Source organism: Fortiea sp. LEGE XX443 (assembly GCF_015206815.1).
Lineage (GTDB): Bacteria > Cyanobacteriota > Cyanobacteriia > Cyanobacteriales > Nostocaceae > Nostoc_B.
Genome location: NZ_JADEXZ010000104.1, coordinates 1 through 15,100 on the forward strand (window position 1 = coordinate 1; position 15,100 = coordinate 15,100).

The following is a 15,100-nucleotide window of genomic DNA, read 5'->3' on the forward strand; positions in this document are numbered from 1 at the left end:
AAACTTTATGCTATTCCAAATCAGAACAAATGCTGAGATACTCGATTAAATTATTACTTCATTATTTAAAGTATAAAATTGTACCCATATAAATCAATTCATCTCTTCATTCAGCAACGCCAAAAATTAAAAATTAGTAATGAACCGTCTGTGCATTTACTATATTCGTGAACCAGAAAGCGATCGCTGGTTGCCTGGTGATCGTTACTTGCGTCCTCTTATACGTCGCTTAGTTCGGGGTGCGCCCCGCCCTGGTGGTGTTGATAAAGTTTTTATCAACCTTTGTCTTGGTTTAGAAAAATTAGGAATTCAGTATGAAGTAAATGTGCCGTTTAAGCAGCTAAAGGATGGTGATCGTGTTGGCATATTAGGACGTGGACGCAATTGCTTAAAAGGTTATAACAAATCTAATCCTATTGTTGCAGGAATTGGATTAATGACTCATCCTAGTGAATGGCCTACTCTTTGTGAAGAGTATCCAGTTGTGAGATACCTTCAACATTCTGATTGGGCAAACGAAGTTTACAAACCTTATTTTGGCGATCGCTGTAGTATCTGGCCTGTTGGAATTGATACAGATTTCTGGAAAAATGCTCCAGATAAAAATAGACCAGTTGACTTCTTAATTTACAACAAGATTCGATGGAATTATGAACAATATGAAATTAACTTGCTAGAGCCAATCCGCCAACGCTTGAAACAAGAGGGATTAACTTTTGGGGAATTACGTTATGGTTACTACAATCCTCAAGATTATCGAGATGCTCTTAATAACTGCCGTGCGATGATTTTCTTGTGTGAACACGAAAGCCAGGGGTTGGCATATCAAGAGTGCCTAGCCACTGGAGTGCCAATTCTGGCATGGGATCAAGGAGAATGCTTAGACCCAAATCGATTTTCTTGGGGAATGCCTCACATTACGGCCACGTCAGTTCCTTACTGGGATGAATGCTGTGGTGTTAAATTCAAAGACATAAGTGAATTTTCATCAAAGCTAGATGAATTTATAGAAAAGCTTGAATATCATAATTTTGCTCCTCGTGAATATATTTTGAAAAACCTGACTCTAGAAAGTTGTGCAAAAAAATACTTAAGAATTTTAAATGAGGTATACGAAAACCTAGTTTAAATGGCAAAGATACTTATTCTAATTGGTGGAAATATCTGCACAGCTCCTCGCCCACAAAAAGAAGCGGAAACATTAGCTAATGCAGGTCATGATGTTATGGTGCGCGGTTTTTGGTTTGATCCAGAGTTAGTAGAGCGGGATCGCCTACTCATAGCAAACAAAAAATGGCGATTTGCACCCATTATCGACTTTCAACCAAGCCAAAGATTCAACAACTTGGCTATTCGCCTCCAAGGACGTTTAGCTAGAGAAAAATTTCAATGTTTCGGGATTTTTTCACCTGGACTACTGGGCTACGGAGCAAAAGCAATGCTAAAAGTTGCCTTAAAAACCCGTGCAGATTTAACGATAGTCCACTCAGAAGCAGGACTTTGGGTAGGAAACAAACTTTTAGATCAAGGCTTTAAAGTAGGTGTAGATTTTGAAGACTGGTTTTCTGAAGACTTATTACCAGAAGCTCGTTTCAGCCGTCCTATTGAGCAGCTAAAAACTCTAGAAAGTAGGTTAGCACAAGAATGTACCTATTGCTTGACTACATCCCATGCCTTAGCCGATGCTCTAGCTAAAGCTTACAACGCACCCAAGCCCACAGTCATTTATAACGTTTTTCCCTTGTCTGAGCGATCGCAAATTGACCACCAAAAACGCGATCGCCGTAATCTGAATTTACCCTCTGTTCACTGGTTTTCTCAAACTATTGGACCAGGACGCGGACTAGAAACCCTATTTCAATCTTTAGCTTACATTAACATTCCTTTAGAAATACATTTACGAGGTAATTATCCTGAAAGTTCCCGCCAATGGTTAGAACCATTAACACCTGAGCAATGGCGCAATAACATATTTATTCACTCTACTGTACCTAACAGTGAATTACTATCGCGCATCGCTGAACATGATATCGGTCTAGCTTTGGAGCGTAGCGATATTCCTAGTCGAAATCTTACAGTCACAAATAAATTATTTCAATATCTACAAGCTGGTTTAGCAGTGATTGCCACTGACACTGCTGGGCAAAAAGAAATTCTATCTAAATATTCTGCAATTGGTAAATTGATACCCAACAATAATCCAATAGAACTAGCTCAAGCAATTAATGACTTATTGGATACTCCTGATACATTGAATACTGCTAAAATAGCTTCTTTGCAAACTTTTAAAGAAAAATTTCTTTGGGAAAAACAGGTTGATAACTTATCGCAATTAATGCTTACAACTTTTGGTAACTAAAAACTGTTTCTAACTTAAATGATGTTTTTACGTAAAACTATTAGGCAATATCTATCACGTAAATTACAAGTAACTGAAATACCTAATGCCTTAGACAGACTTGCCAAATTAGGCTTTAGTCCTAATCATATTTTTGATGTTGGAGCTTACCAGGGTGATTTTACTAAATTATGTCTTCACTATTTTCCTAAATCAAAAGTTACCTGTTTTGAAGTCTTAGAACATAGAGTTCAGCAGTTGAAGCAACTAGCACTTCAAAATTCTGCTATACAGGTATTTCCAGTATTATTGGGAGCAGAATCACAAGAAAAAGTACAATTCAATGAAGCTGAAACTGCTTCCTCTATATTAATTGAGCAAGTTAAACAAAACTTTACAGTAAAGTCATATCCGATGACAACTGTAGATACCATTGTTCATGAACACTTCAACGGTTTTCCCCCCGCTTTACTAAAACTGGATGTTCAAGGTTATGAACTAGAAGTCTTGAAAGGAGCAGAAAAATCACTAACTCAAACACAGCTAATTCTGGCAGAGGTAAACTTACTGGATATCCATAAAGATGTTCCTCTATTAGCAGAAGTTGTGGGTTGGCTAAATGAACGTGATTGGGTTGCTTATGATATTTGTGGTTTGACTCGTCGCCCTCTTGATCAAGCTCTCTGGCAAGCAGATTTCATTTTCATACCACGTAATAGCCCGTTAATATCTGACAAGCGTTGGAAAGCCTAAAATGCGTATTTTACTTACAGCCGATCCTGAACTACCAGTACCACCAAAACTATATGGTGGGATTGAGCGTATAGTTGATTTACTTGTCACAGGATTACAGGCTCGTGGACATACTGTTGGGCTTGTTGCTCATGCGGATTCAACATCACCGGCAAATCATTCTTTCAGTTGGCGGGGAAAGCGATCGCAAAACAAATTTGATGCACTACAAAATATAATCACCCTATGGTCAGCAGTGCAGCAGTTTCAGCCTGATATTATCCATAGTTTCTCTCGCATTCTCTATTTATTACCCCTGTTACCTTTTGATATCCCCAAGGTGATGTCTTATCAGCGAGATCCTAGTCATCGCACCACTAGCTGGACTGTCAAGTTTGCCAAAGGTTCTCTAACTTTTACAGGTTGTAGTGATTACATTTGTACTATTGGAGGAACTTCTGGTGGTGTTTGGCATACTATATACAACTGTGTAGAACTAGAAAAATACACTTTTCAACCAAAGGTAGCTTCCGATGCACCACTGGTATTTCTTAGCAGAGTAGAGCGAATTAAAGGAGCGCATACAGCGATCGCTATTGCCAAAAAAACTGGACGCAGCTTAATCATTGCAGGCAATCACGGCACAACTGGAGAAGCTGGTAAATATTGGCAAGAAGAAATTGTACCTCACTTGGGAAAAGATGGAATCGAGTATATTGGGGCTGTTAACGACACTCAGAAAAATGAACTTCTGGGACAAGCTGCTGCCATGATTGTACCCATAGAATGGGAAGAACCTTTCGGGATTGTTTTTGCTGAAGCTCTCGCTTGTGGTACTCCTATAATATCTTGTCCTAGAGGAGCATTACCAGAGATTATCAGGCAAGGTATTGATGGTTATTTAATTAATAGTATTGAAGAGGCAGTTGTTGCGGTTAAAGAATTACCAAATATTGATCGTTACCAATGTCGTCAACAGGCGGAAAAATATTTTTCCGCATCTGTAATTTTAGAACAGTACGAAAAACTATATTCTACCCTTGTGTTTTAGTTAAAAACAGATGAGCATAAAAACAACTTCTCTACCTTTACCTTTAACGTGGATACAACCACTAGATTTTCAGCATAAATTAGGAATCTGTGAACGGTTTTTTGGTAAAGCGATCGCTTTAAAAGGCGTTTGTTGGGTGGAGACTGGAGCCGGAATCCCCTGGAAGCTTGATTTGAGCAATTCCACCCATCGCTGGATTGTCTATGGCAAATATGAAGATCCTGCATTCCTTAACTGGGCAAGAAAAATCCTCTCTAATGATGGGATTATTGTAGACTCAGGCGCAAATATTGGCCAAATGTTAATGTACTTAGCTCAGTGGATACCGCAAGGTAAAATACTAGCATTTGAACCTGGTACTGAAGCAAGTAACTGGCTAGAAGAGTGTTTAGCAATTAATACGAGTCTTCCTGTAGAAATTATCCGGGCTGGGCTTGGTGCATCAAAAACTCTATTACGTCTCAAACATATTGGTGCTAGCTTTGGGCATGGTGCTTGGAGTCAAGTATCCGAAACTGAAGGTGAAATTATTCAGATTGTTCGTCTAGAAGACGAATTGGCTGCACGTTCTATTACCAGAGTAGATTTGTGGAAATTAGATGTAGAAGGTTATGAAATTCCAGCCTTACAAGGTGCAGAAGCATTGTTAAAAGAGCAACGGATCAAAGCTATTTACGCAGAGATGTTTGGTGAAAATGGGCAGCGAATTCGAGATTATCTAGCTCAGTTTGGCTATAGATGTTACTTGTTTGACTCACGAGGTAAAATTTACTCACCTAGCCAATGGCCAAACTCTACTAACGGACTTTTTTTGCCTAATTAAAGTGTGATTTGCGATGTCTCCTACTTCAAAGCGTAAGGTTTTAATCGTCAGTCCTCATTTCCCACCAATTAACGCTCCCGACCATCAACGGGTACGAATGTCTCTACCCTACATGGAAGAATTTGGCTGGGAAGCACACGTTCTGACAGTCCGTCCAGATTGTGTTGAAGGGATTCAAGACCCCATACTGTCAAAAACAATTCCTCCTCAGATTCCCATCACATATACAGGAGCATTACCTGTTCAACAAACCCGACGTGTTGGTATGAGTAGTTTGGGGCTACGATGTTTACCCTATCTGTTCCGAGCAGGCGATCGCCTACTTCGTCAACAAAAATTTGATTTAATCTACTTTTCCACAACCGTATTTCTCACCATGTGGCTAGGTAGTATATGGTATCGTCGATTTAAAATACCTTATGTCTTGGACTTTCAAGACCCTTGGCTCAGTGATTACTACAAACAAACAGGAACTCAGCCACCAGGAGGACGCTTTAAGTATGGATTTGCTCAACTCCAGGCCAAACTATTAGAACCAAAGGCTTTAAGTCCAGTCGCTCATGTAATTAGCGTTTCACCAGCATATCCAAAAACCTTACAACAGCGATATCCACATTTAAAACCCAAACAATTTACAGTTCTACCTTTTGGTGCGCCTGAACCTGATTTCTCAGCACTTTCTAGCCTGAATATTCAGCAAAGAATCTTTGACCCCAATGACGGTAAACGCCATTGGGTGTATGTAGGCCGAGGCGGCTATGATATGGCTTTAGCGGTGCGGTCTTTGTTTTTAGGTATTCAGTCACACCGTCGCCAGAACCCAGAAATTTGGCAGTCCGTGCAGTTGCACTTTGTCGGTACTAGCTATGCTCCTGGTAATCTAGCTATCAAAACAATAGAGCCAATAGCTCAAGAGCTAGGTATTGCAGACTTAGTAACTGAACATCCCCATCGCATTCCTTATTTTGAGGCACTACAAGTTCTTGTCGATAGCGATGCTATTGTACTAATTGGCTCTGATGATCCTGACTATACAGCCTCCAAACTTTATCCCTGCATTCTGGCGCGTAAACCTATCTTAGCAATTTTCCATCACCAAAGTTCTGTAGTTGATATCTTGCATTGCTGCCAAGCAGGCCAAGCTGTAACCTTTACTTCAAAGCAAGAGCCACAAGATTTGCTATCCCAAGTCATTACAAAACTAAATTGGTTACTATCTATTGATAAGGGATTTCAGCCAGACACCGATTGGTCAGCCTTTCAACCCTATACAGCTAGGGAAATGGCTCACAAACAATGTGCCATTTTTGATCAGTGTCTTACCACTGCCGGATAAAGTAATCATTATGAACCAATCTATGAATTCCACTCCTCAGTCATGGTCATACTTACCTTCTCTACCAAGAAAACAACAGAAACAATTATTGAGGGTATTTTGGCTCATCGCATTGGGATTGGTTTCTTATGAACTTTTTTTGGTGAAAGATACTCACTTTTTAAGTAAATTAGCTGCTGTTTTCGTCACCGTTGCAGCTTTGTGTCCTAACTATCTTTGGTGTTCAGGTCGTGCTAAGGGAATGCCTATTTTCCCATTTTTTGCGCTTACTCATATTTGGACTTACGGCCTACCCCTTGTAACTCATCATCCCACTGTTTTAACTTACTCTCTAGAAAACCAATTATTTGCCAGTCTGACTGTAGCCGGATTCCTCATTATTGGAACTTCAGTATGGTTTTCACATGTCAAATCTGCACCGCGAACACATAAATGTTACAGAGCTTTAGGTAGTGGTAAGGGCAATAAGTTTTTCTTTTTTATTTTAATAGTTGGTATTTTTTTTAATGTATCTTTTTACGGCAATTGGGGTTGGCTATCTCTTATAAATGGAGGACTATTCACTGCCATTCGTGCTGCAATTTTAGGGCTAAATGCACTAGCTACTTTTGTATTTGCATATCAATTAGGTAATAAAGAATTAACAAGAATACAAAGTATATTGTTTATTTTGTTACTCTCTGCTTACATGATAACCGATTCATTAGGCTATCTGCTTGTCAGTGCTTCTAGTTCATTTCTACTTGCAGTGATCGCTTTTACGATTTCCAGAAAGAAAGTTCCTATAATACCAATTATTATAGTACTATTATGTATTTTCTTGCTGCACTACGGTAAGGGAGAAATGAGACAAAAATACTGGGGTACTACAGAGTATTATCTTCAGCCCTGGGAATATCCTACTAGATATGCAGAATGGATAGGTTATTCAATACATTATTTGAATAGTAAGAATCAAGACGATGATTTATCTACTAATAAAACAGAAGAAAAACAATCTTTTTTTGAGCGTGCTAGTGTAATTCAAATGCTGCTATTAGCTCAAACTAAAAGTCCTGAGACAATACCTTATATGTATGGACAAACATATTCAATAATCCCAGAACTGTTAGTTCCTCGGATATTCAACCAAAATAAAATTAGGTCACATGAAGGCACAAGTTTGTTAAATATACACTACAAAATACAAACACGGGAGCAGACTTTAACGACTACTATTGGCTGGGGGTTGCTAGCAGAATCATACGCTAATTTTGGATTAATGGGTTGTGGAGGATTGGCAATCATATTAGGTGGAGCTTATGGAAAAGCTACTCGTTGGAGTATCAATGCACCAATTCTTTCAGTCCAGTCTTTATTTGCTGTCATGATGATGTCCTTTGCGTTTCAATCGGAATATTCTGCTGGAGTATATGTTGCTGCTTTATTTCAATCAAGTACAGTTCTCGCTTGCATCTCATTTGTCTTAATGAAGAAACAGCGAGTTTCTAGTTATAGTTTTCAGGGAGGAAGAATGGCTTAATTTATGAATAAAACGAAGCTAGCAATTATTTCATCTCATCCAATCCAATATTATGCTCCTTGGTTTCGCTATCTAACTAATGATGGTGATTTGCAGATAAAAGTATTTTATTTATGGGATTTTGGTGTTACAAAAAAGCTTGATGATGGGTTTCAACAAGTTTTGCAGTGGGATATTCCCTTGTTAGATGGATATGAATATGAGTTTGTTGCCAATGTTAGTTCAAAACCTGGGGTTAGTCACTTTTGGGGATTACAAAATCCATCTTTAATCTCTCAAATCAAAGCTTATCATCCTGATGCTGTGTTGTTGATGAATTACAACTACGCCAGCATCTATAACTTTTTATGGAACTGGAACTCTAGTAAGATACCGTTATTATTTCGAGGTGATTCTCATCGCCTACTAAAACCTACTAGCATCAAAGCATGGGCGCGTCAGCAATTTATTACCCAAATTTATCGGTGTTTTGCTGCTTGTTTATATGTAGGTAAAGCCAATTATGAATATTTTAAATATCATGGTGTACCCAGTAATCATTTATTTTTCTCTCCCCATGCTGTAGATAATAATCGCTTTTTTTCTCAAGCGGCTCATGCCAAACAGCAGGCAGTAATTTGGAAGCAAGAATTAGGCATACCATCAGATCATGCAGTGATTGTCTTTGCTGGTAAGTTTGAACTCAAAAAACGTCCTTTGGATTTACTACAAGCTTTTTTAATTGCGAACTTGCCTAAAGCTTCCTTACTATTCGTTGGTGGAGGTACTTTAGAAGCAGACTTAAAAGCAGCAGCAGCGCAACAGGCAAATATATATTTCGCTCCTTTTCAAAATCAAACTTTGATGCCTCGTACTTATGCAATTGCTGATTTATTTGTGTTACCTAGCTACGGGGCTTCAGAAACTTGGGGACTGGCGATTAACGAAGCAATGTGCTTATCTTGTCCAGTAATTGTCAGCAGTCATGTGGGTTGCGCTCAAGATTTGATTTCTCCGCAACGTAATGGGCTTGTATTTCCGGCTGGTAACGTGTCAGCTTTAGCCGCTAGCCTGCAAGAGGCATTTGGCGATCGCCAGCGTTTGCAACAATGGGGCGAGGAAAGTCAAAAAATTGTGTCTCAGTACAGTTATACTCAAGCAAGTCAAGGTCTAAAACAAGCACTAGACTATGTAATTTCATCTGTCACACCAAGTGAACGTCAGGTAAAGCTAGTTAGACAATAATCTCCTACGCAAATTTCCTAAAAGTGAATAAACAGCCCTCTAGTAAAAAGAAATACCGCTTTCATCTTTGGTTTCCTGCCCTATTCAACTCAACAGGTGGAATTCAACGTTACTCTTCTGCGTGTTTAACAGCCTTTCAAAGTCTTTACCCTGATTGTGTCTACGATATTTCTATTAAACATGATACGGATGTACCACCAAAGTTACCTAATTTATGTTTTCATCCATCTGGTAATTGGCCTTTAGCCTTACGTACTCCCGCCCTTGCTGCTCAAATGATTAGCCTTGGTCTTTGGCAACGTCCTAACTTAATATTCTCCACCCATCCCAACTTTAGTGTTACAGCTTATCTATTGAAAAAGTTAATAGGCACTTCCTATTGGGTTGCAGCGCATGGTATTGATGCTTGGGATATCCAAAATCCTTTTATCAAGAAAGCCCTAGAAAATGCTGACCTGATTTTAGCTGTAAGTAACTATACGCGCGATCGCCTTTTAAAAGAGCAAAACCTCCGCCCAGATCAAGTTGTGGTTTTGCCTAATACGGTCGAACTCAAGAATTTTAAAATTGCGCCCAAACCAGATTATCTTCTCCAACGATACGCTTTGAGTTCACACCAGCCAATTATCTTAACTGTGGCTCGACTTTCTCAATCAGAGCAATATAAAGGCTATAGCCAAATTTTGAGTGCATTACCCAAAATTCGTCAAGCTATCCCTAATGTGCATTATCTTCTAGTAGGTGAGGGCAGCGATCGCAGCGCAGTAGAACAGTTAATTGCTCAGTTACAACTCCAAGATTGTGTAACACTAACTGGCTACATTCGTGAACAAGAACTTAGGGAGCATTACAATCTGTGTGATTTATTTGCTATGCCAAGTAAAGGTGAAGGATTTGGTATTGTTTACTTAGAAGCACTTGCCTGTGGTAAACCGACTCTGGCAGGTAATAAAGATGGCAGTGTTGATGCTCTGTGTCAAGGAGAATTAGGTGTATTGATTAACCCTGATGATGTAGAGGCGATCGCTGGGACTATAATTCAAATCTTGCAAGGTAAATATCCTCATCCCCTAATCTATCAACCAGAAGAATTAAGAAAGCGAGTGATTGATAAATTTGGTTTTGATCGCTTTCAGGAAAGACTAGATTACTACATAAAAAAATATTCTAATTAATCCTTTTGATACTTATATGTGTGGCATTGCCGGAATTTTAACTCAATCTGAAATAAATTCTAATTTAGAAACTTTGGTGCAGAAGATGCAGACTGCAATCAAGCACCGAGGCCCTGATGATTTGGGTACTTACATTTCCTCGGATCGGCAAGTAGCTCTAGCTCACACTCGTCTAGCAATTTTGGATCTGAGTTCAGATGGACATCAGCCTATGTCTACAGCTAATGGGCGATACTGGATTACTTTTAACGGAGAGATTTATAACTTTTCCCAACTGCGGAGTGATTTAATTTCCCAAGGCGAAGTTTTCCAATCCCACACAGATACTGAAGTCATTCTCAAGCTCTATCAAAGAATGGGTGCTGATTGTGTAGAACGGTTGCGGGGGATGTTTGCTTTTGCTATTTGGGATGATTGGGAAAAAACCTGTTTTATTGCTCGTGACCCTTTAGGCATTAAACCATTATACTACTGGCAATCTGGCTCAACTTTAGCCTTTGCCTCAGAACTCAGAGCTATTCTTGCCTCTGGTTTACCTACCATTAACTTGAGTCCAGAGGGTTTATATGGCTATCTCGTGAGTGGTTCAGTTCCAGAACCATATACCCTGATTGCAGACATTCATTGTTTAGAGGCGGGTTACTGGTTATATTGGCAAAGCGATCGCGTCACCAAAAAACAGTATTGGCAAATTGAATTCCTTCCAGAAACAATTTTACCCACAGAAGCGATCAAAAAAGTTCGTACAGCTTTAGAAGACTCAATTCAACATCACTTTGTTAGTGATGTACCTGTAGGCATTTTCCTCAGCGGTGGAATTGACTCTACAACTGTTTTAGCTCTAGCAAGCAAAACTCAAAATGAACAACTATCGACATACTCTATCGCTTTTGAAGAAACAAAATGGAATGAAGGCGATATAGCCCAAAAAGTCGCCAAATTATTTGGCACAAAACATACAGAATATAAAGTTACGGCTTCTATTGCTCAACAGTTATTTCCTAAATTTTTGCAAGCCGTTGACCAGCCTAGCGTAGATGGTTTTAATACCTTTTGTGTATCCCAAATTGCCCATGAAAATGGTACGAAAGTAGTGTTATCTGGTCTAGGAGGAGACGAAATTTTTGGTGGCTACCAATCATTTCAAAAAATTCCGCAAATGGTCGCTTTGGGTCAACAACTACAAACATTACCGTTTGTAAAAAATAATATTGGTAAAGGCTTATCACATTGGGGAAAGTCGCCAAAAATTAAACGTTTAGGTGATTTTTTAGAACAGCCTCCTACCTCTGTATCTGCATATCATAGCCTCAGAGGAATTTTCTCTCACAGAGAAGCTTGTGCAATTATTCAGCAATATTTACCTCAGCAAACTCCAAATAATTACAGATTTCCTGTATTTCATAATAAAACAGCAGTTTCTACCATTGCAGATGAAGTAAGTTTACTAGAATTAAGTGGATATATGCGTAATCAGTTACTACGAGATAGTGATGTGATGAGCATGAATTGGGGCTTAGAACTGCGCGTTCCTCTAGTTGATCGTAACTTATTTGAGACAGTAGCAAAAATCCCTAGTAGTATCCGGTTAGCAGCCGGAAAAAAACTATTAATTCAATCAGTGCCAGAATTGCCAGAATGGGTTTTTAATCGTCCGAAAAAAGGTTTTTACTTTCCTTTTCAACAGTGGTTATCAAGAGATTTCCAAGATTACTTTAGTAATGTAAAAGTTCCCCAAAATATCCCTCTCAATCATTGGTATCGACGCTGGAGTTTGGTAATGTTACAACAGTGGCTAGAGTGTATCTATGATAAGTAAACCTAGTTTTTGCCAAGTGGTGGCTAATATTAGTGAAAATATAGGTATTCCAGCTTATTCAGTAAGTTTAAGTGAAATCAATATCTTATTTAATTAATTTAAATTAACATGAAAGTCCTGCATATTATTCCTTCTATAGCATCAGTGCGAGGTGGGCCAAGTCAAGCAGTTTTAGAAACAGTCAAAGCACTAATAAATTCAGGAATTGACGCGGAAATTGCTACTACTAATGATAATGGTAATGATTTGCTTGACGTACCTCTTGGTAAACTGATTGAGTACCAGCAAGTACCAGTCAGATTTTTTAGCCGATTTTCTCCTCCAGTAAATTCCATCAGAGAATTTGCTTTTTCTGGAGAGCTAACTATATGGTTACGGCAGAATATTTCTAAGTATGAATTACTCCACATTCATGCTATTTTTTCATATTCTTCTACAATAGCAATGACGATTGCTCGTCTCCAAGGAATACCTTATATTGTTCGTCCTTTGGGACAACTTTGTGAATGGTCATTACAGCAAAGCTTCTACAAAAAGCAAATATATCTCAAGCTCATAGAGAAAGCTAATCTGAATTACAGTCAGTCCATACATTTTACTTCAGAGCAAGAAGAACAAGAAGCTTCGCAATTAAAATTGACTTCACCAAGTTTTGTTATACCACATGGTATTTATATTTCTGAGATTATAACTAATGCACGTCAGCGTCTACGACAACATTTAAATTTACCAGATGATGAACCGATTATTTTATTTTTATCTCGTCTGCATCATAAAAAAGGTTTAGATTATCTCATTCCAGCTTTAGGTAAACTAACAAATTATCGCTTTACTTTTGTTTTAGCAGGTAGTGGAGATGCTAATTATGAAAATGAAATAAAATCTCTTCTCATTGCTAATGGTATTGAAAACCGCACTCATTTTACAGGATTTGTTACAGGAGACATCAAAGATTTATTACTGCAAGGCTCTGATTTATTCGCGCTAACTTCTTACTCAGAAAACTTTGGGGTAGCGGTATTAGAAGCTTTATCTGCTGGTATTCCTGTAATAGTTACACCTGGTGTGGCTTTAGCTAATCTGGTAACACAGCAAAATCTTGGTTATGTTGCAGAGTTGGATGTAAATGATATCGCTGCTTCCATACAACAGGCTCTAGATTATCCGCATAAGGCAAAAGAAATTGGCGATCGCGCTCGTAAATATGTATGTGAAAACTATACATGGGATTGTATTGCATCAAAACTAACTTTTGTCTATAGTAGTATCATTGAGTGTTAGTTATATATATTTTTTAGATAAAACAATAAACGGTAAATACATTAGTTTTTCAATAAAAAAGGCAATCGAAAATGACTAATCTATACGAATATACATATGAATCTTCCGAATCATCTCATCATCATCTTTATCTTATAAAGCCTTTAATTAGGATGATCTCACAATCTACCTATCATATTGAAAATCAAAGAAAAATTCGTATTTTAGATATTGGCTGCGGTAATGGTAGTTTGAGCAACTTACTTGCTCAAAATGGTTATGAAGTTGTTGGTATTGAGGAATCAGAATCTGGAGTTAAGTTTGCTAGCCAAGCTTTTCCAGACTGCCGCTTTGTTCAAGGATCTATATACAATCTACCATATGCAGAAATAGGTGAAAAATTTGATGTTGTGATTGCTGCTGAAGTAATTGAGCATTTATTTTTTCCCAGAGAATTGCTTAAAAATGCCAAGCAATGCCTTAAGCCAAATGGTAGTTTAATTGTTACTACTCCTTATCATGGCTATCTCAAGAACATGATAATCGCTATTTCAGGTAGAATGGATCACCATTTCTCTCCTCTCTGGGATGGCGGTCATATAAAGTTTTTTTCTGTAGCAACTATGACGGCTTTACTTAAAACAGAAAATTATACAAACATCAAGTTTGATTTCGCTGGCAGATTGCCATATCTTTGGAAATCAATGTTGTGTTCTAGTACACTCATAAATTAATTAATACTGAATATAAATTACTAGTTATTCTGGTTCTTCATTACATTTTATAGAACAGAATAATAAGTATAATCTACTCGCAGACTGAATTAAGCAAATAAATAGTAAAATTTATAACTATATTATTGTGAACTTTTCATCAATATTAGAAGTAATTACTCCTCTCATTCTTACTTATAATGAAGCGCCTAATATTGAGCGTACAGTTCAAAGTGTCAAATGGGCAAAGCAAATTGTTGTTATTGATAGCTACAGTACAGACGAAACTTTAGAAATTTTATCTTCTCACCCTCAAGTAAAAATTTTTCAAAGAAAGTTTGATTCTTTTGCTAGTCAATGTAATTATGGCCTATCTAAAATCACATCTGAATGGGTACTATCTCTAGATGCTGATTATATCTTAACTCATGAACTAGTTGATGAAATAAAAGCACTAACATTAGACATAGATACAAACAGTTATATTGTAAAGTTCAAATATTGTGTCTTTGGTCAGACATTACGTGCTACTTTGCTGCCACCTCGAAAAGTACTCTATAAAAGGGAAAAAGCTATTTACAAAGATGATGGACACGCTCATCGTGTTTGGGTAGAGGGAAAATCAAGAATGCTTTCTAACTACATCCATCATGACGATCGCAAACCCTTGAGTCGTTGGCTGTGGGCGCAGGATCGTTATATGTTGATTGAGAGCAAAAAGTTACTAGAAACTCCTGCAAGTGAACTCAGTTTAGGCGATCGTATCCGCAAACAAAAACTTCTCGCTCCCTTCATCATCCTATTGTATTGCCTGATTCTCAAAGGTGGAATTTGGGATGGCTGGCCTGGTTGGTACTATGCTTTCCAGCGAATGCTGGCCGAAATTCTTCTATCAATTCGTTTAATTGAGTTGGAAAAACTGCACAATAAGGGACTTCCAGAGAATAAAGTATACAACTTATGAAAATGATAATCATTCTGGTGGGGGGAAGGGAAAGGTTGCCGTTAGCAACCTTTCCCTTCCCTTTTTGTAGTAAATTCAATGATGATTCGATTTTGGATGTGCATAGGTGTCAATGGAATTAACAGATTCACTAAAGCATTTGT

General features: G+C 38.1%; 13 protein-coding genes and 1 pseudogene. All 14 read left to right on the forward strand.

Annotated features, from left to right (window positions below):
* A pseudogene (locus tag IQ259_RS24865) lies at positions 1-92 on the forward strand (IS1 family transposase); the annotation flags it as partial.
* 47 nt (positions 93-139) lie between these two features.
* The gene (locus IQ259_RS24870; RefSeq protein WP_193888685.1) at positions 140-1,129 is read left to right on the forward strand and encodes a glycosyltransferase; all 990 of its coding nucleotides are present in this window, start codon (positions 140-142) and stop codon (positions 1,127-1,129) included.
* Entirely contained in the window at positions 1,130-2,359 is a 1,230-nt protein-coding gene (locus IQ259_RS24875; RefSeq protein ID WP_193888686.1) for a glycosyltransferase, read from the forward strand.
* Positions 2,360-2,377: 18 nt separating this feature from the next.
* Positions 2,378-3,091 carry an FkbM family methyltransferase gene (locus IQ259_RS24880; RefSeq protein WP_193888687.1) on the forward strand — a complete coding sequence of 238 codons (714 nt, stop codon included), beginning with the start codon at positions 2,378-2,380 and terminating at the stop codon, positions 3,089-3,091.
* 1 nt (position 3,092) lies between these two features.
* The gene (locus IQ259_RS24885; protein WP_193888688.1) at positions 3,093-4,121 is read left to right on the forward strand and encodes a glycosyltransferase; all 1,029 of its coding nucleotides are present in this window, start codon (positions 3,093-3,095) and stop codon (positions 4,119-4,121) included.
* Positions 4,122-4,131: 10 nt separating this feature from the next.
* The gene (locus tag IQ259_RS24890) at positions 4,132-4,944 is read left to right on the forward strand and encodes an FkbM family methyltransferase (protein ID WP_193888689.1); all 813 of its coding nucleotides are present in this window, start codon (positions 4,132-4,134) and stop codon (positions 4,942-4,944) included.
* Positions 4,945-4,957: 13 nt separating this feature from the next.
* Entirely contained in the window at positions 4,958-6,280 is a 1,323-nt protein-coding gene (locus tag IQ259_RS24895) for a glycosyltransferase (protein ID WP_193888690.1), read from the forward strand.
* Between the two features lie 22 nt (positions 6,281-6,302).
* A complete protein-coding gene (locus IQ259_RS24900) occupies positions 6,303-7,802 on the forward strand; it encodes a hypothetical protein (protein ID WP_228014763.1) in 1,500 nt (499 codons plus the stop codon).
* A 3-nt stretch (positions 7,803-7,805) separates the two neighbouring features.
* Entirely contained in the window at positions 7,806-9,026 is a 1,221-nt protein-coding gene (locus tag IQ259_RS24905) for a glycosyltransferase family 4 protein (RefSeq protein ID WP_193888692.1), read from the forward strand.
* 23 nt (positions 9,027-9,049) lie between these two features.
* Positions 9,050-10,201: a glycosyltransferase gene (locus IQ259_RS24910; protein WP_193888693.1), complete on the forward strand. Its 1,152-nt coding sequence runs from the start codon at positions 9,050-9,052 to the stop codon at positions 10,199-10,201.
* Positions 10,202-10,217: 16 nt separating this feature from the next.
* Positions 10,218-12,020, forward strand: coding sequence for an asparagine synthase (glutamine-hydrolyzing) (asnB, locus tag IQ259_RS24915; RefSeq protein ID WP_193888694.1), 1,803 nt, complete (start codon positions 10,218-10,220; stop codon positions 12,018-12,020).
* Between the two features lie 108 nt (positions 12,021-12,128).
* A complete protein-coding gene (locus IQ259_RS24920) occupies positions 12,129-13,301 on the forward strand; it encodes a glycosyltransferase (protein ID WP_193888695.1) in 1,173 nt (390 codons plus the stop codon).
* A 71-nt stretch (positions 13,302-13,372) separates the two neighbouring features.
* Complete coding sequence (locus IQ259_RS24925) at positions 13,373-14,014, forward strand: bifunctional 2-polyprenyl-6-hydroxyphenol methylase/3-demethylubiquinol 3-O-methyltransferase UbiG (protein WP_193888696.1); 642 nt, start codon at positions 13,373-13,375, stop codon at positions 14,012-14,014.
* A 142-nt stretch (positions 14,015-14,156) separates the two neighbouring features.
* On the forward strand, positions 14,157-14,957 hold the full coding sequence (locus tag IQ259_RS24930) for a glycosyltransferase family 2 protein (protein WP_193888697.1): 801 nt from the start codon (positions 14,157-14,159) through the stop codon (positions 14,955-14,957).
* Positions 14,958-15,100 lie beyond the last annotated feature (143 nt).

Bases quoted from the DNA above. Each gene is read 5' to 3' on its own strand.
- IQ259_RS24925 (WP_193888696.1), top strand. From the start codon at position 13,373: ATGACTAATCTATACGAATATACATATGAATCTTCCGAATCATCTCAT.
- IQ259_RS24895 (WP_193888690.1), top strand. From the start codon at position 4,958: ATGTCTCCTACTTCAAAGCGTAAGGTTTTAATCGTCAGTCCTCATTTC.
- IQ259_RS24875 (WP_193888686.1), top strand. From the start codon at position 1,130: ATGGCAAAGATACTTATTCTAATTGGTGGAAATATCTGCACAGCTCCT.
- IQ259_RS24920 (WP_193888695.1), top strand. From the start codon at position 12,129: ATGAAAGTCCTGCATATTATTCCTTCTATAGCATCAGTGCGAGGTGGG.
- IQ259_RS24900 (WP_228014763.1), top strand. From the start codon at position 6,303: ATGAATTCCACTCCTCAGTCATGGTCATACTTACCTTCTCTACCAAGA.
- IQ259_RS24905 (WP_193888692.1), top strand. From the start codon at position 7,806: ATGAATAAAACGAAGCTAGCAATTATTTCATCTCATCCAATCCAATAT.
- IQ259_RS24880 (WP_193888687.1), top strand. From the start codon at position 2,378: ATGATGTTTTTACGTAAAACTATTAGGCAATATCTATCACGTAAATTA.
- IQ259_RS24890 (WP_193888689.1), top strand. From the start codon at position 4,132: ATGAGCATAAAAACAACTTCTCTACCTTTACCTTTAACGTGGATACAA.
- asnB (WP_193888694.1), top strand. From the start codon at position 10,218: ATGTGTGGCATTGCCGGAATTTTAACTCAATCTGAAATAAATTCTAAT.
- IQ259_RS24870 (WP_193888685.1), top strand. From the start codon at position 140: ATGAACCGTCTGTGCATTTACTATATTCGTGAACCAGAAAGCGATCGC.
- IQ259_RS24885 (WP_193888688.1), top strand. From the start codon at position 3,093: ATGCGTATTTTACTTACAGCCGATCCTGAACTACCAGTACCACCAAAA.